Origin of the sequence: Bacteroides faecis MAJ27, assembly GCF_900106755.1 — a bacterium.
In the GTDB taxonomy this organism is placed as follows: domain Bacteria; phylum Bacteroidota; class Bacteroidia; order Bacteroidales; family Bacteroidaceae; genus Bacteroides; species Bacteroides faecis.
Window position 1 is genome coordinate 40,147 of the sequence record NZ_FNNN01000031.1, and the last position, 19,910, is coordinate 60,056.

Annotated in this window: 19 protein-coding genes and 2 tRNA genes; 15 read left to right on the plus strand and 6 right to left on the minus strand. The window is 41.1% G+C overall.

From position 1 onward, the window contains the following. Positions 1 to 132: 132 nt before the first annotated feature. Positions 133 to 1,671, plus strand: coding sequence for a carbon-nitrogen hydrolase family protein (locus BLW31_RS20650; RefSeq protein WP_010538084.1), 1,539 nt, complete (start codon positions 133 to 135; stop codon positions 1,669 to 1,671). A gap of 111 nt (positions 1,672 to 1,782) precedes the next feature. Here BLW31_RS20650 and BLW31_RS20655 read toward each other — a convergent pair whose 3' ends face one another. After that, a complete protein-coding gene (locus tag BLW31_RS20655) occupies positions 1,783 to 2,835 on the minus strand; it encodes a DUF2776 domain-containing protein (RefSeq protein ID WP_010538083.1) in 1,053 nt (350 codons plus the stop codon). Between the two features lie 211 nt (positions 2,836 to 3,046). On the opposite strand from BLW31_RS20655, the gene ileS reads away from it, so the two are divergent. From ileS to BLW31_RS20680, 5 genes are all read left to right on the plus strand, one after another. Further along, positions 3,047 to 6,535 (plus strand): isoleucine--tRNA ligase, encoded by a 3,489-nt coding sequence (ileS, locus tag BLW31_RS20660; protein ID WP_010538082.1) that lies wholly within the window; start codon positions 3,047 to 3,049, stop codon positions 6,533 to 6,535. A gap of 36 nt (positions 6,536 to 6,571) precedes the next feature. Beyond that, positions 6,572 to 6,952, plus strand: coding sequence for a TraR/DksA family transcriptional regulator (locus tag BLW31_RS20665; protein WP_010538081.1), 381 nt, complete (start codon positions 6,572 to 6,574; stop codon positions 6,950 to 6,952). A gap of 97 nt (positions 6,953 to 7,049) precedes the next feature. Next, entirely contained in the window at positions 7,050 to 7,706 is a 657-nt protein-coding gene (locus BLW31_RS20670) for a lipoprotein signal peptidase (RefSeq protein ID WP_010538080.1), read from the plus strand. After that, positions 7,696 to 8,775 carry a DUF4296 domain-containing protein gene (locus tag BLW31_RS20675; RefSeq protein ID WP_022300773.1) on the plus strand — a complete coding sequence of 360 codons (1,080 nt, stop codon included), beginning with the start codon at positions 7,696 to 7,698 and terminating at the stop codon, positions 8,773 to 8,775. The genes BLW31_RS20670 and BLW31_RS20675 overlap by 11 nt, the downstream gene beginning before the upstream one ends. 4 nt (positions 8,776 to 8,779) lie before the next feature. Beyond that, the gene (locus BLW31_RS20680; protein ID WP_022300774.1) at positions 8,780 to 9,157 is read left to right on the plus strand and encodes a hypothetical protein; all 378 of its coding nucleotides are present in this window, start codon (positions 8,780 to 8,782) and stop codon (positions 9,155 to 9,157) included. On the opposite strand, the gene BLW31_RS20685 is transcribed toward BLW31_RS20680, so the two are convergent. Next, positions 9,108 to 9,866 carry a TrmH family RNA methyltransferase gene (locus tag BLW31_RS20685; protein WP_010538078.1) on the minus strand — a complete coding sequence of 253 codons (759 nt, stop codon included), beginning with the start codon at positions 9,864 to 9,866 and terminating at the stop codon, positions 9,108 to 9,110. The genes BLW31_RS20680 and BLW31_RS20685 overlap by 50 nt on opposite strands. 191 nt (positions 9,867 to 10,057) lie before the next feature. Here BLW31_RS20685 and BLW31_RS20690 point away from each other — a divergent pair, with 191 nt between their 5' ends. The 4 genes from BLW31_RS20690 (at position 10,058) to tamL (ending at position 14,289) form a co-directional block, all read left to right on the plus strand. Then, on the plus strand, positions 10,058 to 10,420 hold the full coding sequence (locus tag BLW31_RS20690; RefSeq protein WP_010538077.1) for a BlaI/MecI/CopY family transcriptional regulator: 363 nt from the start codon (positions 10,058 to 10,060) through the stop codon (positions 10,418 to 10,420). Positions 10,421 to 10,432: 12 nt separating this feature from the next. Next, the gene (locus tag BLW31_RS24945; protein WP_010538076.1) at positions 10,433 to 11,224 is read left to right on the plus strand and encodes a M56 family metallopeptidase; all 792 of its coding nucleotides are present in this window, start codon (positions 10,433 to 10,435) and stop codon (positions 11,222 to 11,224) included. A gap of 2 nt (positions 11,225 to 11,226) precedes the next feature. Beyond that, a complete protein-coding gene (locus tag BLW31_RS24950; RefSeq protein WP_029425553.1) occupies positions 11,227 to 11,757 on the plus strand; it encodes an energy transducer TonB in 531 nt (176 codons plus the stop codon). A gap of 213 nt (positions 11,758 to 11,970) precedes the next feature. Next, positions 11,971 to 14,289, plus strand: coding sequence for a translocation and assembly module lipoprotein TamL (tamL, locus tag BLW31_RS20700; RefSeq protein ID WP_010538074.1), 2,319 nt, complete (start codon positions 11,971 to 11,973; stop codon positions 14,287 to 14,289). A gap of 81 nt (positions 14,290 to 14,370) precedes the next feature. Here tamL and BLW31_RS20705 read toward each other — a convergent pair whose 3' ends face one another. The 3 genes from BLW31_RS20705 to BLW31_RS20715 form a co-directional block, all read right to left on the minus strand. Next, complete coding sequence (locus BLW31_RS20705; protein ID WP_010538073.1) at positions 14,371 to 14,922, minus strand: DUF3332 domain-containing protein; 552 nt, start codon at positions 14,920 to 14,922, stop codon at positions 14,371 to 14,373. A gap of 106 nt (positions 14,923 to 15,028) precedes the next feature. Next, positions 15,029 to 15,466 (minus strand): DoxX family protein, encoded by a 438-nt coding sequence (locus tag BLW31_RS20710; RefSeq protein ID WP_010538072.1) that lies wholly within the window; start codon positions 15,464 to 15,466, stop codon positions 15,029 to 15,031. Between the two features lie 166 nt (positions 15,467 to 15,632). Then, positions 15,633 to 16,067, minus strand: a complete 435-nt coding sequence (locus tag BLW31_RS20715; protein ID WP_010538071.1) for a copper resistance protein NlpE — start codon at positions 16,065 to 16,067, stop codon at positions 15,633 to 15,635. Between the two features lie 239 nt (positions 16,068 to 16,306). Here BLW31_RS20715 and BLW31_RS20720 point away from each other — a divergent pair, with 239 nt between their 5' ends. After that, positions 16,307 to 16,555 carry a DUF6965 family protein gene (locus tag BLW31_RS20720; protein ID WP_010538070.1) on the plus strand — a complete coding sequence of 83 codons (249 nt, stop codon included), beginning with the start codon at positions 16,307 to 16,309 and terminating at the stop codon, positions 16,553 to 16,555. Between the two features lie 114 nt (positions 16,556 to 16,669). Here BLW31_RS20720 and BLW31_RS20725 read toward each other — a convergent pair whose 3' ends face one another. After that, complete coding sequence (locus tag BLW31_RS20725; RefSeq protein ID WP_010538069.1) at positions 16,670 to 17,089, minus strand: BT0820 family HAD-type phosphatase; 420 nt, start codon at positions 17,087 to 17,089, stop codon at positions 16,670 to 16,672. 103 nt (positions 17,090 to 17,192) lie between these two features. Here BLW31_RS20725 and BLW31_RS20730 point away from each other — a divergent pair, with 103 nt between their 5' ends. The 4 genes from BLW31_RS20730 (at position 17,193) to BLW31_RS20745 (ending at position 19,734) form a co-directional block, all read left to right on the plus strand. Further along, positions 17,193 to 18,581: a peptide MFS transporter gene (locus BLW31_RS20730; protein WP_010538068.1), complete on the plus strand. Its 1,389-nt coding sequence runs from the start codon at positions 17,193 to 17,195 to the stop codon at positions 18,579 to 18,581. A gap of 83 nt (positions 18,582 to 18,664) precedes the next feature. Further along, the gene (locus BLW31_RS20735; protein WP_010538067.1) at positions 18,665 to 19,468 is read left to right on the plus strand and encodes an MBL fold metallo-hydrolase; all 804 of its coding nucleotides are present in this window, start codon (positions 18,665 to 18,667) and stop codon (positions 19,466 to 19,468) included. Between the two features lie 89 nt (positions 19,469 to 19,557). After that, positions 19,558 to 19,630, plus strand: a tRNA-Lys gene (locus tag BLW31_RS20740). Positions 19,631 to 19,661: 31 nt separating this feature from the next. After that, a tRNA-Lys gene (locus tag BLW31_RS20745) sits at positions 19,662 to 19,734 on the plus strand. Positions 19,735 to 19,910: the final 176 nt, after the last annotated feature.

The following is a 19,910-nucleotide window of genomic DNA, read 5'->3' on the forward strand; positions in this document are numbered from 1 at the left end:
CTGTACGTACAAGAAATGAAGGCATCGAATAGGAAACTTTGAATTAAGAATGATAAATATTCATTGGTTTAAAAACACTATTAAAGTATTAGCTGTACCTTTGCACTGTCTTTTTTTAAAACATGTATTGTTATGGAACAACATCCGATTAAAATTAATAAAGTACAGATACGTAATCTTCAAATTGAAGACTATGCACAGTTATCCCAATCGTTTACCCGTGTTTATTCTGACGGTAGCGATGTATTTTGGACTCATGCCCAGATAAAGAAATTAATAAGTATTTTTCCGGAAGGGCAGATCGTTACAGTAGTTGACGACAAGATCGTAGGCTGTGCTCTTTCTATTATCGTTGACTATGACAAGGTAAAGAACGACCATACGTATGCACAAGTTACGGGTAAGGAAACATTCAATACTCATAATCCGGAAGGAAATATCCTGTATGGCATTGAGGTGTTTATTCATCCGGGATACCGCGGTTTGCGCCTGGCTCGTCGTATGTATGAATATCGCAAGGAACTCTGCGAAACATTGAATTTGAAAGCTATCATGTTCGGTGGCCGTATTCCGAATTATCATAAATATGCCGATAAGATGCGCCCGAAAGAATATATCGCACGGGTACGCCAGCGTGAAATTTATGATCCGGTTCTTACCTTTCAATTATCGAATGATTTTCATGTTCGCAAGGTAATGACCAATTACCTGCCGAATGATGAAGAATCCAAGCATTACGCTTGTCTGTTGCAATGGGATAATATTTATTATCAGCCGCCTACACAGGAATATATCAACCCGAAAACAACTGTTCGTGTGGGCTTGGTGCAATGGCAGATGCGTAGTTATAAGACATTGGACGACCTTTTTGAACAAGTGGAATTCTTCGTCGATGCCGTATCCGATTATAAGAGTGACTTTGTCCTTTTTCCGGAATATTTCAATGCACCTTTGATGTCGAAGTTTAATGATAAAGGAGAATCACAGGCTATTCGCGGATTAGCAAAATATACCGATGAAATCAGAGACCGTTTTATAAATCTGGCTATCAGTTACAATATCAATATAATTACCGGAAGTATGCCATACGTGAAAGAGGATGGATTGCTATATAATGTAGGTTTCCTTTGCCGGCGTGACGGAACGTATGAAATGTATGAGAAAATGCATGTAACTCCGGATGAAATCAAGAGCTGGGGACTGAGTGGCGGTAGACTGTTACAGACTTTCGATACGGATTGCGCAAAGATTGGAGTGCTGATTTGTTATGATGTGGAATTTCCGGAACTTTCCCGTTTGATGGCGGATCAGGGGATGCAGATATTATTCGTGCCTTTCCTGACGGATACGCAGAATGCCTATTCACGTGTACGTGTCTGTGCCCAGGCGCGTGCGATTGAGAATGAATGTTTTGTAGTTATTGCAGGTAGTGTAGGAAATCTTCCCCGTGTACATAATATGGATATCCAGTATGCACAGTCAGGAGTATTCACCCCATGCGATTTTGCTTTTCCAACGGATGGAAAACGGGCGGAAGCGACTCCGAATACGGAAATGATTTTGGTTTCGGATGTAGATTTGGATTTATTGAATGCACTCCATACCTATGGTAGCGTGCGTAATCTGAAGGATCGTAGAAATGATGTATATGAAGTGCGGTTGAAGAAGTAAAAAGAGGCAGTTCGGTTGGTTTTAAACCAAGACCCCGTTGGTTTAAAACCAACGATGCGTTTCTTTTAAACCAAGAGGTCTTTGGCTTAAAACCAATAAAGGGGATGTTTCTCAACCCTTTCCGGAAGTACCGCTTTCAAGGATGCTGACGATAGAAAACAGCGTGAAGCAAATAGCTCCCAGCCCTACTAAAACCCGTGCCGGAATAAAGTAATCGGCATGTACGGTAGCAAGTTCGAACACGAAGGCTGCCAGAAACAGACATGCCAATGCCGTCAATACCGGAATCATAGGGATTCGGTTGGCCAGTTTGAATTCCCGTCTCCATATCTTGGCGAGCAGAATCACTTTGCTGGAAATACTGTAACATACCAGACCCAGCCCGAGCATGATGTATCCGGTCGTACCGTTTGCGCTTCCCGAGTCAGCCAAAATGACAAATATGCCCCACACAAAAGAGATCGATCCCATTAATAAAACCAGTTTCGGCCATTTGTTACGTTCTTTTTCCGAATAATCATTTCTAACTTGACGGGCTATGGTTGCTACCAATGCAATCAGACTGGTACAAATACATGCGAGTCCCACCATTACATGTCCTGCTACAAAATAAGCGGGATGAGAGTGACTGTTACTTAACAAGACAAATGCCCATATCCATGCAATACAAGAAATGACGATCGCGAGAATGACCAGTGCCCGTCTCTGACCAATAGAAAAAGCTCCCTCAGGAACTTCGTTTCCGGTCGCTTTTGCATTTGCCGGGATCAAAGAAAATCGAGTGGAAGAAGTGGCGGCAGTAGCTACACATGCTGTGATAAAACCTACACCGGTGATAACATGGCCTGCAACGAAAGATGAAGTAGTGGTAGCACCATTGAAAATGCAGATACCTCCGATAATCGTTATGACAGCTGCCAGATATCCCACAACTGGCAATACGTATTTGGTAGCTTCATTATAGGTGTGTATGATTTGCCGGATAATAGTAGCAGCCGTACAAAACAGCGCAATACATATCATACCTAGTGAAAAAACAACAGGGCCTGCTACCAAACGGTTCCCCGCATCACCATAACCATAAATGAATGCTCCGTATCCGAAGCAAAAGACCGCCATCGCCAAAGGGATTGCTCTGAATAAAATACTAATACCGTAATTCATAACTTAAGTGCTTTTTATTTTCCCACTAAAACAAGGAGGTATCCGTTTTGTTTAGGTTAATAGCCATTTATAATCGCTAACTTCACATGATTCCGATTAAAAGTCTTTGCTTTTTGCTCAACTAAACAAATGTTTTTGTAAATTTGCACCCTTAAAAACGGGGATACCCCTCAAATTGTAAATTGTAAATAGTAAAATCGTAGATATAGCTATGGGTAAGAGATTTACTGAATATTCGCAGTTTGACCTTTCACAGGTGAACAAAGATGTACTGAAGAAGTGGGACGAAAACCAGGTTTTCGCCAAGAGTATGACAGAACGTGATGGCTGTCCTTCGTTTGTGTTTTTCGAAGGACCTCCCTCGGCTAATGGTATGCCGGGTATTCACCATGTAATGGCACGCACTATTAAGGACATTTTTTGCCGTTACAAAACAATGAAAGGTTATCAGGTAAAGCGTAAAGCCGGATGGGATACGCACGGATTGCCTGTGGAGCTAAGTGTAGAGAAAGCATTGGGTATAACAAAAGAGGATATTGGTAAAAAAATCTCTGTGGCAGATTACAACGCTGCTTGCCGTAAGGATGTGATGAAGTATACCAAAGAATGGGAAGACCTGACTCACCAGATGGGATATTGGGTGGACATGAAGCATCCTTATATTACCTATGATAATCGTTATATTGAAACATTGTGGTGGTTGCTGAAGCAGCTGCACAAAAAAGGCTTGCTATATAAAGGATATACCATTCAGCCATATTCACCGGCTGCCGGAACAGGTTTGAGTTCTCATGAGCTGAATCAGCCGGGGTGCTATCGTGACGTAAAAGATACGACGATGGTAGCCCAGTTTAAGATGAAGAACCCGAAACCGGAAATGACAGAGTGGGGGACTCCTTACTTTCTTGCATGGACAACTACTCCGTGGACATTACCTTCAAACACTGCGCTTTGTGTAGGTCCGAAGATTGACTATGTTGCCGTGCAGTCTTATAATGCTTATACCGGAGAGCCTATCACGGTTGTGCTGGCAAAAGCATTGTTGAATACTCATTTCAATGCGAAAGCTGCTGATCTGAAATTAGAAGATTATAAGCCCGGCGATAAGCTTGTTCCGTATAAAGTAATAGCCGAATACAAAGGTCCGGACCTGGTAGGTATGGAATATGAGCAACTGATTCCTTGGGTGAAACCGGTTGAAGTGACGGAAAACGGTGACTGGAAAGCAAGTGATAAAGCTTTCCGTGTGATATTGGGTGACTATGTTACGACAGAAGATGGTACAGGTATCGTTCACATCGCACCGACCTTTGGTGCAGACGATGCGAATGTGGCACGTGCGGCAGGAATCCCGTCCTTATTCATGATCAATAAGAAAGGTGAAACCCGTCCGATGGTAGACCTTACAGGTAAGTTCTATCTGTTGGATGAACTGGATGAAACCTTTGTGAAGGAATGTGTAGACGTAGACAAGTATAAAGAATACCAGGGTGCATGGGTGAAAAATGCCTATGATCCGCAGTTTATGGTGGATGGCAAGTTTGACGAGAAAGCTGCGCAGGCCGCCGAGTCTCTGGATATTGCTCTTTGTATGATGATGAAAGCAAACAATCAGGCTTTCAAAATCGAAAAGCATGTGCACAACTATCCTCATTGTTGGCGTACAGACAAACCGGTACTTTATTACCCGTTGGACAGCTGGTTTATCCGTTCTACAGCTTGTAAAGAGCGTATGATGGAACTGAACAAGACGATCAACTGGAAACCGGAATCTACCGGAACAGGACGTTTCGGCAAATGGCTGGAAAATCTGAATGACTGGAACTTAAGCCGTTCCCGTTATTGGGGGACTCCACTGCCTATCTGGCGTACGGAAGATGGAACGGGTGAAATATGTATCGAATCTGTAGAAGAACTTTATAATGAAATAGAGAAATCGGTAGCTGCCGGGTTTATGAAATCTAATCCGTACAAGGATAAAGGTTTTGTACCGGGTGAATATACTGAAGGAAATTATGATAAGATAGACCTTCATCGTCCGTATGTAGATGATATCATTCTGGTATCGGAAGATGGTAAACCGATGAAGCGTGAATCAGACTTGATTGACGTTTGGTTTGATTCCGGTGCTATGCCTTATGCACAGATTCATTATCCGTTCGAGAACAAAGATATCCTGGATAATCGTGAAGTATATCCGGCGGACTTCATCGCGGAGGGAGTAGACCAGACCCGCGGATGGTTCTTTACCTTGCATGCTATCGCTACGATGGTATTTGATAGTGTGTCATACAAAGCTGTGATCTCCAATGGTCTAGTGCTTGACAAGAATGGTAATAAGATGTCTAAGCGTCTTAACAATGCTGTCGATCCGTTCACTACGATTGAGAAGTATGGTTCCGACCCGTTGCGTTGGTATATGATTACTAACTCATCTCCATGGGATAATCTGAAATTCGACATTGACGGAATCGAAGAAGTTCGTCGCAAGTTCTTCGGTACTTTATATAATACATATTCGTTCTTTGCACTGTATGCCAATGTAGACGGATTTGAATATAAAGAAGCAGATGTTCCGATGGAGGAGCGTCCGGAAATCGACCGTTGGATTTTGTCTGTATTGAACACATTAATAAAAGAAGTAGATACATGCTATAATGAGTACGAACCGACTAAAGCAGGACGTTTGATCTCCGACTTTGTCAATGATAATCTGTCCAACTGGTATGTTCGTCTGAACCGTAAACGCTTCTGGGGTGGTGAATTTACTCAGGATAAGTTGTCTGCTTATCAGACATTGTATACCTGCCTTGAAACAGTTGCGAAGCTGATGGCTCCTATTTCTCCATTCTATGCTGATCGTCTGTATACGGATTTGATCACTGCTACAGGACGTGACAATGTAGTCTCTGTCCACTTGGCTGAATTCCCGAAGTATCAGGAAGAAATGATCGATAAGGAACTGGAAGCCCGTATGCAAATGGCACAGGACGTAACTTCAATGGTGTTGGCGCTACGTCGTAAAGTGAACATCAAGGTTCGTCAGCCACTGCAGTGTATCATGATTCCGGTAGCGGATGAAGAACAGAAGGCTCATATCGAAGCTGTGAAAGCATTGATCATGAACGAGGTGAATGTAAAAGACATCAAGTTTGTAGATGGAGCTGCCGGCGTATTGGTGAAGAAGGTAAAATGTGACTTTAAGAAATTAGGCCCGAAATTCGGCAAGCAGATGAAGGCTGTGGCCGCTGCTGTGGCAGAAATGACTCAGGAAGCGATAGCTGAACTCGAAAAGAACGGAAAGTACACATTGAATCTGGATGGAGCAGAGGCTGTGATTGAAACTTCGGATGTCGAAATCATCAGTGAGGATATTCCGGGATGGCTGGTTGCCAATGAAGGAAAACTGACTGTAGCTCTTGAAGTTACTGTGACCGAGGAGTTGCGTCGTGAGGGTATTGCCCGTGAACTGGTGAATCGTATTCAGAATATACGTAAGTCCAGCGGTTTCGAGATAACGGACAAAATAAAGATCACAATCTCCAAAAATACGCAAACAGATGATGCGGTGAATGAATATAATACTTATATTTGTAACCAAGTTTTAGGAACATCCCTTGATTTGGCAGATGAAGTGAAAGACGGTACAGAACTTAATTTTGACGATTTCTCATTATTTGTCAGTGTGATAAAAGACTAATACTAATATTGATTAACCTTTTAAACTAGTAAAGTTATGGCAGAAAAGACTAGATATTCGGATGCGGAACTCGAGGAATTCCGTGCCATTATTATGGAGAAGCTGGAGTTGGCTCAACGTGATTACGAGCAGTTGAAGATGAGCCTGATGGGCTTGGATGGTAATGATACCGACGACACATCTCCTACATATAAAGTGTTGGAAGAAGGAGCCAATACGCTTTCTAAGGAGGAAACAACCCGTCTGGCACAACGTCAGCTGAAGTTTATCCAGGGATTGCAGGCAGCTTTGGTACGTATTGAGAATAAAACGTATGGCATTTGCCGTGAGACTGGAAAGTTGATTCCGGCAGAACGCCTGCGTGCTGTTCCTCATGCTACTTTGAGCATCGAGGCTAAGAACAGTGGTAAAAAATAATAGATAGCTACAAGCTACGGATGACGAGCTACAAGTAGCTGCGCAATGTTTACGCACGGCAACTTGTAGCTCGTTATGTTTAATTTATGATGAACAAATGAAGAAACTATTCACGAAGGGTAGAATTGCCCTGTTTGTTATCTTTTCCGTACTGATTATTGACCAGATCATTAAAATCTGGATTAAGACTCATATGTATTGGCACGAAAGTATACGTGTGACAGACTGGTTTTATATCTATTTCACCGAAAACAATGGTATGGCTTTCGGTATGGAAATTTTCGGAAAGCTATTTCTGACAACTTTCCGTATTGTAGCAGTAGGGCTGATAGGCTACTATCTCTATAAGATTATAAAGAAAGGTTTCAAAACCGGATATATCGTCTGCGTGGCCCTTATCCTGACCGGCGCTTTGGGTAATATTATAGACAGTGTATTCTATGGTGTTTTTTTCAATGAAAGTACTCATTCGCAGATTGCCAGCTTTATGCCCGAAGGAGGTGGATATTCTACCTGGTTCTATGGTAAGGTGGTGGATATGTTTTATTTTCCGATAATTGACACAAACTGGCCGACATGGATGCCTTTCGTAGGTGGAGAACATTTTATATTCTTCAGTCCGATTTTTAATTTTGCGGACGCTGCCATCAGTTGCGGTATTATCGCATTGCTACTTTTCTATAGTAAATATCTGAACGAATCTTACCATTCACTAGATAAAAATAAAAAGGAAAGCGTTAATCATGAAGAGTAGGTTTCGGTTTCATCTGTGTTGTATTTGCATGTTCGCGCTTGCAGTAGCAGGTTGTAAAGTCAAAAGACCTGACGATGTAATCTCAGAATCGAAGATGGAGAATTTGCTGTATGATTATCATCTGGCAAAGTCGATGGGAGATAATCTGCCTTATAATGAGAATTATAAGAAAGCTTTGTATCTCGATGCCGTTTTCAAGAAATATGGTACAACGGAAGCCGTATTCGATTCGTCTTTGGTGTGGTACACACGCAACACGGAAGTATTATCGAAAATTTATGAAAGAGTAAGCAAACGTCTGAAAGCCCAGCAGAATGAAATAAATCATCTGATAGCTTTGCGTGACAATAAACCGAAGATGTCAGATCCGGGCGACAGCATTGATGTCTGGCCTTGGAAGCGTTTCGTGCGTCTGACAGGTGAGGTGATGAATGATCAATATGCGTTTGTGCTGCCTGCCGATACTAACTATAAAGATCGTGATACATTGGTTTGGGAAGTTCGTTATCGTTTCCTTGAGCCGATGCTTGCAGATTCTCTGAGAACTGTCACGATGGCTATGCAGGTTATTTATGAAAAAGATACATTAAATCGTCTGGAAACAGTCACCGATCCGGGTGTGCATCAGATACGTTTGTTTGCAGATACATTGGGTGCGATGAAGGAAATAAAGGGTTTTATCTATTATCCCGTACAAGGAGAGAAAGCCGGAGCATTGTTGGCTGACCGCTTTATATTAACCCGCTATCATTGTGCGGACTCACTTTCTGTAGCCGAACGTGACTCGATTAATCAGCTGGAAGCTTTGAAAACAGATTCTTTGAAAAAGATTTCTGCCCAAAAAGATACTGAGATTTCGAAAGACTCTTTGAAGAAAGTCGATGAACTGAAAGATAGTCAACGTATCTCTCCGGAAGAAATGAACCGCCGTCGTACGGTGACTCCTGAAAAGAAACCGGAACAAATTGAAGTAGAGCAACATATCCAGCAGGAAAAGATTGAGCAAAGAAGGGAACGGCAAATGAATCAGCGTAAAAATCAGCAAAGACGTCAATCATCTCCCCGCTAATCTTATGAAACGTTTTGCTGCTCATTATTTACTTTTGCCTGAAGTTGGCTTTATCAGACAGCAGGTGGTTGAGATTGCTGATGACGGACGTGTCTGCCATATTTTCCCGTTGACGGAAGAAATCGAGTCTGTTGAATGGATGCCCGGACTGATCGCATTGTTCCCTGGAAGTGAAATAAAAAACACTGGGATGTTTGAAAAAAACATCCCAGTGTTTCAATTTAATCTTCCTGTAGTTTCGGATCAAACTTCCTCATGTCCTAAAGAGTTCCTTGCAGTGTCTGAAGAGAGGGGAGAAGTTCTGTTTCCTTATTTATTTTATCCTTTTGATTTTACTTCCATGCAGCCTGTCGCCGGAACTCGGCACAGATTACTGCGGTAGCGATGGCTACATTGAGAGACTCCGAAGTTTCTTTTCCTTGTGGATAATTGGGAATATAGAGTTTCCGATTGATGAGCGCTTCCACTTCTTTTCCTATTCCGTTACCTTCATTTCCCATTACAATCAGCCCGTTGGCGGACAATGGCTGTTCGTACATGTTCTTTCCATCCAGAAAAGTACCGAATACGGGAGTATCTCCGAGTGAACGAATAAACTCGGGGAGAGAAGTATAATGAACCTTCACACGGGCGATTCCTCCCATGGTGGCTTGTATCGTTTTAGGGTTGTACACGTCTACCGTATTCTGCGAACAAATAATATGCTCAATGCCAAACCAGTCTGCCAACCGGATAATTGTACCCAGATTCCCCGGGTCCTGAACATCATCCAGTGCCAGACAAAGAGACTGGCGGACAAATTCCGGATTTAAAGTATATTGTGGTTGCTCCAAAATGGCAAGTACCTGCTGTGGTGTTTTCAGCAAACTGGCACGTGATAGTTCTTCTTGAGAGACTTCTGCTATTTCACTTGCCTGAATACCGGGGTGCTCTTGTAGCCAGAAAGAAGTGGCAGCCAGAAAACGGCAGGGAAAATGCCCCAGTAAATCGCCTACTAATTTAGGACCTTCGGCAAGGAATACCTGTTCTTCTTTACGTGTCTTCTTTTGTTCCAGCGAATGGATATACTTTATTTTATTTTTGCTCAGCATTATTCTTTTACTTCTTTATTTACCGCAAAGCTATAAATATATTTCTAATTAATCGGCTGTTGAATGAGTTTTTTGAAAATAAATCTTTTCCATATTAACAATATTTGTGTGAATAAAAACTGATACTCTACTTAATTTTAGTAGATTTGCTTAAAATTAGTAGATTGATAATCAATATAAAAGAAAGTAAGATGGAAAGATTGACACAACAAGAGGAAGAAGTGATGATTTACTTTTGGAAAATGGGACCGAGTTTTATCCGTGAGATACTGAATGAAATGCCGGAACCCAAGCCGCCATACACAAGCGTTGCCTCTGTGGTCCGTAACTTGGAGAAGAAGAAGTTTTTATCTCCTTTTAAGTTAGGAAACTCTATTCAGTATCATGTATTGGTGAAAGAAAGTGATTACAAACGTAGCTTCATGAATGGAGTAGTGAGCAACTATTTTACGGGTTCGTATAAAGAAATGGTTTCCTTTTTTGTCCGTGACCGTAAAATCAGTAAAAAAGAACTCGAGGATTTGATCAACATTATTGAAGATGAAGAATCATAAATCAAGATAGGTATGGAACCTTCAATTTATCTGATTAAAGTAAATGTAGCTTTGATCGTATTATATGCATTCTATAAGTTCTCTTTCAGCAAAGATACGTTTTTTAGGTTGAGACGGGGTATGCTGTTGCTGATATGTGCCACTTCGCTGATTTATCCATTCATTGATTTTTCGGAGTGGGCGGGGTGGAACGAACATGCATTGGGAGAAGCGATTACGACCGTTTACAACAAACTATTGCCCGAAGTGCTGGTCACTGCTACTTTACCTGCTGCTTCAACAGAAGTTGGAGCGGCAAACTGGCAGGCCGGTACATGGCTGTGGATTATTTATGGACTGGGATTTGCCATGTTGTTACTGCGCAGTCTGTTTGAAGTCTGTAAAATATGCCGTTCTGTAGCTCGTTCTCAGCGCTGTTCTCTAAAAGGAGTCTCTGTTTGTCGGTCGGACGAGATAGGAGAGCCCTGTTCTTTTTTCCATTGGATATTTATAGGTGCGATACAATACCCGGACAAAGAGCTAAATGAGATATTGATACATGAACAGACACATGTTCGCGAGTTTCATTCATTGGATATTATACTGGCCCAACTGATTATCTTATTATGTTGGTTTAATCCGTTCTCTTGGCTGATACGCAGCGAGATACGTATGAACCATGAATATCTGGCGGACAAACAAGTGGTGATGTCCGGCTATGATAAGAAATCATATCAATATCATTTGTTGGGAATTAAACATACTTCATTGGCTGCAGCAAATTTCTATAACAACTTTAGTGTATTACCTTTAAAAAACGAATAAAAATGTTAAACAGAAAAAGAACTCATAACATCATGGTAGGTAAGTATCTGATGTTTATACCAGTGGTTGCATTACTGTTATTATTCAGTAATTGTGCAAATAAGAAAACGGATAAGGCCCAGTCTGATACAGAAAAAGCAGATACGGTAGTGGCAGTGGAACCGGAAAAAAAGGCGGAACCTCAAGCGGAAGCTACATTACCTCAGGAGAAAACCGACTCTATTTATAGCGTAGTGGAAACAATGCCGGATTATCTCGGAGGGCAGAAAGAATTGTTAAGTTTCTTAAGTCGTAATATAAAGTATCCGACTAAGGCGGAAGAGAATAAAATTCAAGGTCGTGTTGTTATACAGTTTGTAGTCAACAAGGACGGTAGTGTTTCTGATGCGAAAGTTGTGCGCAGTGTTGATCCGGAGTTGGATAAAGAAGCTCTCCGTGTAGTTAATTCGATGCCTCAATGGAAACCGGGAATGCAGAAGGGTGAGGCTGTATCTGTCAAGTATACAATTCCTATAGCATTCAGACTTCCATAAAGACAAAGGTTCTGTTCACCACGATTTATAGAAGCAACTGCAAGGATTACGATTGAGAATGTAGGTATTAGTAAAACGGACCTTGCAAATTTCTGTAATTCGTGGTGAAAAGAACTTTTATCGCATTAATTATTGTTTTGATAATTTCCTCGAACGAAAAATATGCTCTATCTTTGTCCCTATATATTGCTTCCGCTTTTATAGAGATACCGTATGAGGAAAGGATTTCTTTATTTACTTACTTTTGTCATTACCCTTCTGTCGTTCGCTTCGTGCACTGCCACTAAGTATGTGCCGGATGGTTCTTATTTGTTGGATGAAGTCAAGATTCATACAGATCAGAAAAATGTCCGTCCCTCTTCCTTACGAATGTATGTGCGTCAAAATCCTAATGCGAAATGGTTCAGTCTGATCAAGACGCAGCTCTATGTTTACAACCTTTCGGGACGGGATTCTACCAAATGGGGAAATAAGTTTCTGAGAAGAATAGGGGATGCTCCTGTGATATACAGTGAGACTGAAGCGCAGCGTTCGCAGGATGAAATCACGAAGGCAATGCGCAATATGGGCTATATGGCTGCTACCGTGAAGCGTTCGACTAAGATAAAAAAGAAGAAGATCAAGTTATACTATGAGGTGACGGCAAGAGATCCTTATATTGTCAGTTCGTTGAAGTATGACATTCATGACCCTAAGATTGCAGAGTTTCTGAAACAGGATTCCGCCAAAAGTCTGCTGAAAGAAGGGATGATATTTGATGTGAATGTGCTGGATGCAGAGCGTCAGCGAATTACCGACAAGCTGCTCCGTAATGGTTATTATAAATTCAATAAGGATTATGTCGGTTATACGGCAGATACGGTTCGGGGTACTTATCAGGTAGACCTGACCTTACATTTACATGCGTACAGAGCTCATGTGAACGATTCGGTGAAAGCACATCAGCAATATTGGATAGATAAGATTAACTTTATTACGGATTATGATGTACTGCAGTCTTCAGCGTTGAACAGCATGGACATCAATGACTCTCTTCATTTTAAAGGCTACCCTATCTACTATAAAGATAAACTCTACCTGCGTCCGAAGATGCTTACTGATAATCTGCGTTTTGCTTCTGGTGATTTATTCAATGAACAGGATGTACAGCAGACCTATTCCAATTTCGGGCGTCTGTCTGCCTTGAAGTATACCAATATTCGTTTTATAGAAAATCAGGTAGGAGATACGGCGAAGCTTGACTGCTATGTGATGCTGACTAAGAGTAAACACAAATCGGTAGCTTTCGAGTTGGAAGGTACCAACTCTGCCGGTGACCTGGGGGCAGCAGCTTCTGTTTCTTTTCAAAACAGGAACTTGTTTCGCGGTTCGGAGACTTTCATGATAAAGTTTCGTGGTGCTTACGAGGTAATCTCGGGACTTCAGGCAGGCTATTCCAATAATAATTATACAGAATACGGAGTGGAGACAAGTATCAATTTCCCTAATTTTCTGTTTCCTTTCCTCTCTTCGGATTATAAGCGGAAGATCAGAGCTACTACGGAGTTCGGATTGCAATATAATTATCAGATGCGTCCCGAATTCCTGCGTACGATGGCGTCGGCTTCATGGAGCTACAAATGGACTCAACGCCAGAAGATACAACATCGCATTGATCTGATTAATATTGGTTTCCTTTATTTGCCGAGAATATCGGAGAAGTTTAAGGAAGACTTTATCAATAAAGGTCAGAGCCATATTCTTCAGTATAATTATCAGGACCGGTTGATTATTAATATGGGATATAGCTACCATTATAATAGTATAGGTGGTGCTATCGTCAATAATACGATTGCTTCTAATTCATATTCTATCCGTTTTAATTTCGAATCGGCAGGAAATATTATGTATGCTTTGTCCAAGGCAACCAATATCCGTAAGAATAATGATGGGGAGTATGCTATTCTGGGAATTCCTTATGCGCAGTATGTGAAGGGAGAATTTGACTTCTCCAAAAATATACGAATCGATCATCGCAATTTATTTGCTTTTCATGTCGGTTTGGGAATTGCTGTTCCTTACGGGAATGCGAAGACTATTCCGTTTGAGAAACAATACTTTTCCGGTGGTGCTAACAGTGTTCGCGGATGGACGGTACGTGATTTGGGACCGGGCTCTTTTGTAAGAACCAAAAATACCAATTTGCTGGATCAGTCCGGTGATATCAAACTGGATGCCAGCATTGAATACCGAAGCAAATTATTCTGGAAGTTCCAGGGAGCTATCTTTGTGGACGCCGGTAATATATGGACGATCCGTGATTATGACAATCAGCCAGGGGGAGTCTTTAAGTTTGATAAATTCTATAAGCAAATAGCAGTGGCGTACGGATTAGGACTCCGTCTTGATCTGGACTTTTTCATTCTCCGCTTTGACGGAGGTATGAAAGCCCTTAATCCGGTGTATGAGAGTGGTAAAGACCGTTATCCGATTATTCATCCTAAGTTCAGCCGTGATTTTGCTTTCCATTTTGCAGTAGGATATCCTTTCTGATCTGGGAGGAGACAAACGAAAAAAGGAAATGAAACCTGTATGACCAGTTTCATCTCCTTTCGTTTTTATCTTGTTATGCTTTTAACGAGCTGCAAACATCAGGTTGCTCATAGTAGCCTGACGGGCAGCCATCATGCCCTGAGCGTCTAATGTAACGTTCATTTTTTCACCGTTCGGCAAGAACAGGTCAGCAGTACCGTCATTGTTCATCTTTATCAGTTCAGAACTTTCACCGTTTGCAACCACATTCCATGTGTTAGCTTCTTTGTTGTAAATCAAGTCCATAGAAGCTGTTTCGCCTTCTTTTGTGATTGAGTAACCATTTTCAAGCGTTTTAACCATGTAGTTACCGTTCTCTCCTTTTACCTTCTTTACGTCACCCACATTGGCCATCGGGTTGGAACCGCTCCAGAATTCAATAGAGTTGATTACTAAAGCATCAGCCAGATATGCTACGCCATAAACCGGAACGATGTTGAAAGCTAAAAATACGAGTTCATTTACAAATTTGGTTCCGACTCCCTGATTCCAGGAACTTAAGCGGTTGAATAAGCCGAATGATCCAACACAGGAACTGAATAATAAGCTACCACTAAGTATAGCTGCTACTAATGTCAGTTTGCCTTTTTTCATGTTTACTTTACTTTTTGATTAATAAAAATATTGATAAATTCTCTTTCTAATGAATGCAAATATAATATTTTTAAATTAATCAAGGTTATTATTTCTTGTTTTTATGTTATTTACGTTTGTTGTGTGCCAACTTGCTTCCGATGAAATAATCTATGGAAAATTTACCGGGCCCGGCAATGTACATTAATACAAATACTACTAAGTAAATGAAAGCCAATTCTTTCACTGCAAATACATCATTGGCATGAATGACAAAAAAGGCCACTACCATAGTAAAGATCATCGGGATCATTGCCAGCCGATATAGAAAACCAAAGATGAAGCCCATCGAACATACTAGTTCTCCAAAGATGGCTAATCCGAGAGATATGGAACTGCCCAGACCGATCGGGTCGGGAAAGGCCGTTGACAGCTCTTGAAAATTGCTCCATTTCTGTATACCGTGGTTCATTAATAATATTCCGAATATAATGCGGACTGCCAATAAAAACAAAGATACCTTGGTCGTATTCGGCTTTGTGGGGAATAAAAAATTATAAATCATAAGTCGTTCTTTTTATAAGTTTGTTTTTATTTATATAAACATAAAAAATATTGAAATTGTTCTCTGAAAACGATAAAACTTAGGAACAAAAAAAGATACCGGAAATAAAAAGGCAGATTTACCACTTTATTTCCGGTAGTCAGATTGGCTGTTGCAGGATTCTTGCTTATTCTTTGTTTAGTATGTAATGTTCGGCAAGTGCTCCTGTTATTTCTTGTTTGTCATCATTTAGTAGACGAACTTTGTTTTCTTCCACTTTATAATAAGATGTTTCTCCACCTTCTTCTTTTAAAGTCAAGATGTTGCCTTCCAGTGTATAAGTGCCTTTCTCGTCAAATGAGCTGTCCCGGTCGATGTATACGGAATGAAGGGCAAATGTCTTGTCGGCATTTAGTGTCAGAGTTGTTTCGATGCCCGGGCAGTCGGCGGCAGGGAAGACTCCTTTATACGTTCCTTCATAATCAAGAGATGTTTCGGCATTATGTATATCGACTGTTTGGGTTGCTGTACTGTCTGCACTTGTACTCTTGTTTGTTTTTGCACTGTTTCCGCACGCTGCCAGAAGAAAGCAGGAACATGCCAGAATGATAATTTTCTTCATGATTGTTACTTTTTATAGTTAATCTAATTGAATTTAGAGTCAACAAAGATATAAATAATAAGTAATAAAAAGAATTGGGCTGCTTAATTTTATGAGCGGAAAAACTATTTTTTCCCCGGTGAACTTGGATAAAACTTGCGATTGTTGGTTACCTTATATAAGGTGGAATTCTAAAAGTGCCTGCCTGACTCTGTATTTTCTCGGTTTTTATCTTTATCTTTGTGGGAAAATATAGAAATATGGCACAACATACTTATGATGAAGAATCGGTCCAGGAACTGTTGGGCTGGGCGAAAAAGATGCTTGAAACTAAAAGTTACCCGACAGAAAAGTATCAGTTGAACAGTTGTACTTCAATCATTGATGGCAAACTTTATTTGGAATCTTTGATTTCGATGATTTCCAGAAACTGGGAAAATCCGACCTTTCATCCCACCATTGAGCAACTGTGGGAATACAGAGAAAAGTGGGAAGGTAAAGAGGAATAATGAATGTGAATTCTGGGCTCCCTTTGATAAAAGAAATGCACTCCGATCGCGATTGTTCAGAGTGCATTATGAATATTATAAGTTAGAGGTAAGTCCGATGTCTGGTGCCGGAGCTTAAAACGGCAACCATTTCCTCTTTTTCTTCTGACTGCTATTTTCTTCTCTCTGCTGGCTGTATATATCGGCAAAAGTCTTTTTCTCCTTTATCATTTCATAGATAATTCCCCAGTCGGGAATGCCGCCGACATTCCGGTCGTCAATGAACAAGTCGGCTTTCAGTTTTCGGGAAAAACCCTGATGATCCCTTTCTTCTTCGGGATAGTCTTTATTGGCTGCATAAAATTCCAGTCCCCGTGCCCTGCACCATTCTACGGCTTCCTCCAGGAGTTCTCCTTCGCGTACACTCCACAAGATTAAACGGTGTTTTTCTTGTTGTAACAATTTCAGCGTTTCAACAGCAAATGGAATTTCTTCACCAATACGTGGATAACGATGCTCTACAATCGTTCCGTCAAAATCAACAGCTATAGTCATATGATATATTTAGAATACGTAATTTAGGACAAAGATACGGACTGTAAGCTAAAAAAACGTATCTTTGCGTCGAATTAACATTTTAATAAAAAAAACAGATTACATGAACAATTCCCCTCAGCGTGCTGCCAAAGGCTTTACAAGAGCATTTTGGGTAAGCAACACAGTCGAACTGTTTGAACGTATGGCATATTATGCTGTTTTTATCGTTCTCACTATTTATCTATCCAGTATTTTAGGTTTTAATGATTTCGAAGCAAGTATGATTTCCGGCCTTTTCTCCGGAGGATTGTATCTGCTTCCTATATTTTCGGGCGCTTATGCAGATAAGATCGGTTTTCGGAAATCGATGATTATTGCTTTTTCTCTGTTGTCTATTGGCTATTTGGGGCTGGGTGTATTCCCCACATTGCTGGAGGCGGCAGGATTGGTGAGCTATGGCGTCACGACTCAGTTCAACGGTTTGCCGGATAGCTCTTCCCGGTGGATCATTGTTCCTATCTTGTTTATTCTGATGATAGGAGGTTCTTTTATCAAGTCAATAATTTCTGCATCCGTAGCTAAGGAGACAACGGAAGCGACCCGTGCCCGCGGTTATTCTATTTTTTATATGATGGTCAATGTGGGAGCTTTTACGGGCAAGACAATTATCGATCCTTTGAGAAATGTGATCGGCGAACAAGCCTATATTTACATTAATTATTTCTCCGGAGCGATGACGGTGATTGCCCTGCTGGCAGTTATCCTGCTTTATAAATCGACCCATACGGCAGGTGAAGGAAAAAGTCTGCGTGAGATAGGACAGGGCTTCATGCGGATTGTGACCAACTGGCGTTTGTTAGTCCTTATTTTAATAGTGACAGGTTTCTGGATGGTGCAGCAGCAACTTTATGCTACTATGCCGAAGTACGTCATCCGTCTGGCCGGCGAGACTGCCAAACCGGGCTGGATTGCCAATGTGAACCCTTTTGTAGTGGTGTGCTGTGTCAGTTTTATCACCCGTTTGATGGCAAAGCGCAGCGCTATTACTTCGATGAATGTGGGTATGTTTCTGATTCCTGTTTCTGCCTTGTTGATGGCTTGCGGAAACATACTGGGAAATGATATAATCTCGGGAATGAGCAATATTACTTTGATGATGGTAGCCGGTATCGTTGTGCAGGCCCTTGCCGAGTGTTTTATTTCGCCGCGATACTTGGAATATTTTTCTTTGCAGGCTCCCAAAGGGGAGGAAGGAATGTATTTAGGGTTCAGTCATCTGCACTCGTTTCTTTCTTCCATATTCGGTTTCGGGCTGGCCGGTATTCTGCTGACCAAATATTGTCCGGACCCTGCCTTGTTTGAAACTCGTGCCGCATGGGAGGCAGCCAGTGCGAATGCGCATTATATCTGGTATTATTTTGCTGCTATCGGGTTGATTGCTGCTGTAGCTTTGCTATTATTCGCAAAAATCACCGAATCCATCGACAAAAAGACCAAATCTTCTCGCTAATTATCTTCTTTTTTATGTATATTTGCCGTCACTTTGCTGTAAAAGTTGACGGCATTTTGCATTTTAATAAAGAAAGATAAAACATGAAAGTAAGATTTATAAGCCTGGCGAGTGGCAGCAGTGGGAACTGCTATTATCTGGGTACTGATACCTATGGAATACTAATAGATGCCGGTATTGGCATCCGTACCATCAAGAAAACACTGAAAGATTTCAATATTCTGATGGAAAGTGTACGTGCTGTATTTGTAACACACGATCATGCAGACCATATCAAGGCAGTAGGGCATTTAGGGGAAAAGATGAATATACCTGTTTATACCACAGCCCGTATTCATGAGGGAATTAATCGTAGTTACTGTATGACGGAAAAGCTCAGCACATCGGTTCGTTATCTGGAGAAGCAAGTGCCTATGATGCTCGAGGACTTCCGCATCGAATCTTTTGAGGTTCCTCACGACGGGACGGACAACGTAGGGTATTGCATAGAAATAGACGGCAAAGTCTTTTCTTTTTTAACTGACCTTGGGGAGATCACTCCGACAGCGGCAAATTATATCAGTAAAGCGAATTATCTGATTCTGGAAGCGAATTATGATGAAGAGATGCTTAAAATGGGACCTTACCCTCAATATCTGAAAGAACGGATTATGAGTAGAACCGGGCATATGAGCAATTCTGCCACTGCTGAGTTTCTGGCAGAAAATATCACTGAACATTTACGTTATATCTGGTTGTGCCATCTAAGCAAAGACAATAATCATCCGGAGTTGGCCTATAAAACGGTAGAATGGAAATTAAAGAACAAAGGAGTAATTGTAGGTAAAGATGTGCAACTGCTTGCTTTAAAGCGAAATACGCCTTCAGAGCTTTATGTGTTCGAATAACCATGAAAAAAAGATAGTAAAAAAGCTGCATTATTGTTTGGACAAATGAAATAAAAGACCTACTTTTGCAACCGCAAACGAGGAAATAAGCACTCTTAGCTCAGTTGGTAGAGCAACTGACTCTTAATCAGTGGGTCCAGGGTTCGAATCCCTGAGGGTGTACAAGTCCGAAGTTGCAATGTGAAAAAAGTTTGCACTCTTAGCTCAGTTGGTAGAGCAACTGACTCTTAATCAGTGGGTCCAGGGTTCGAATCCCTGAGGGTGTACAAAAGCATAGAAGGAGAATCTTAAAAAGGTTCTCCTTTTTTATTATAATTCGACTTGTCACTTGTATGGGGGGAGAGAATGGATCAATGAATAAATCTGAGGGATGAAATTACAAATTCTTATCTTTGCCTTCAAATTTATAGAAAATGGAGTTAAATGTTTATCGTCTTCTTCT

Bases quoted from the DNA above. Each gene is read 5' to 3' on its own strand.
- BLW31_RS20650 (WP_010538084.1), top strand. From the start codon at position 133: ATGGAACAACATCCGATTAAAATTAATAAAGTACAGATACGTAATCTT.
- BLW31_RS20655 (WP_010538083.1), bottom strand. From the start codon at position 2,835: ATGAATTACGGTATTAGTATTTTATTCAGAGCAATCCCTTTGGCGATG.
- ileS (WP_010538082.1), top strand. From the start codon at position 3,047: ATGGGTAAGAGATTTACTGAATATTCGCAGTTTGACCTTTCACAGGTG.
- BLW31_RS20665 (WP_010538081.1), top strand. From the start codon at position 6,572: ATGGCAGAAAAGACTAGATATTCGGATGCGGAACTCGAGGAATTCCGT.
- BLW31_RS20670 (WP_010538080.1), top strand. From the start codon at position 7,050: ATGAAGAAACTATTCACGAAGGGTAGAATTGCCCTGTTTGTTATCTTT.
- BLW31_RS20675 (WP_022300773.1), top strand. From the start codon at position 7,696: ATGAAGAGTAGGTTTCGGTTTCATCTGTGTTGTATTTGCATGTTCGCG.
- BLW31_RS20680 (WP_022300774.1), top strand. From the start codon at position 8,780: ATGAAACGTTTTGCTGCTCATTATTTACTTTTGCCTGAAGTTGGCTTT.
- BLW31_RS20685 (WP_010538078.1), bottom strand. From the start codon at position 9,866: ATGCTGAGCAAAAATAAAATAAAGTATATCCATTCGCTGGAACAAAAG.
- BLW31_RS20690 (WP_010538077.1), top strand. From the start codon at position 10,058: ATGGAAAGATTGACACAACAAGAGGAAGAAGTGATGATTTACTTTTGG.
- BLW31_RS24945 (WP_010538076.1), top strand. From the start codon at position 10,433: ATGGAACCTTCAATTTATCTGATTAAAGTAAATGTAGCTTTGATCGTA.
- BLW31_RS24950 (WP_029425553.1), top strand. From the start codon at position 11,227: ATGTTAAACAGAAAAAGAACTCATAACATCATGGTAGGTAAGTATCTG.
- tamL (WP_010538074.1), top strand. From the start codon at position 11,971: ATGAGGAAAGGATTTCTTTATTTACTTACTTTTGTCATTACCCTTCTG.
- BLW31_RS20705 (WP_010538073.1), bottom strand. From the start codon at position 14,922: ATGAAAAAAGGCAAACTGACATTAGTAGCAGCTATACTTAGTGGTAGC.
- BLW31_RS20710 (WP_010538072.1), bottom strand. From the start codon at position 15,466: ATGATTTATAATTTTTTATTCCCCACAAAGCCGAATACGACCAAGGTA.
- BLW31_RS20715 (WP_010538071.1), bottom strand. From the start codon at position 16,067: ATGAAGAAAATTATCATTCTGGCATGTTCCTGCTTTCTTCTGGCAGCG.
- BLW31_RS20720 (WP_010538070.1), top strand. From the start codon at position 16,307: ATGGCACAACATACTTATGATGAAGAATCGGTCCAGGAACTGTTGGGC.
- BLW31_RS20725 (WP_010538069.1), bottom strand. From the start codon at position 17,089: ATGACTATAGCTGTTGATTTTGACGGAACGATTGTAGAGCATCGTTAT.
- BLW31_RS20730 (WP_010538068.1), top strand. From the start codon at position 17,193: ATGAACAATTCCCCTCAGCGTGCTGCCAAAGGCTTTACAAGAGCATTT.
- BLW31_RS20735 (WP_010538067.1), top strand. From the start codon at position 18,665: ATGAAAGTAAGATTTATAAGCCTGGCGAGTGGCAGCAGTGGGAACTGC.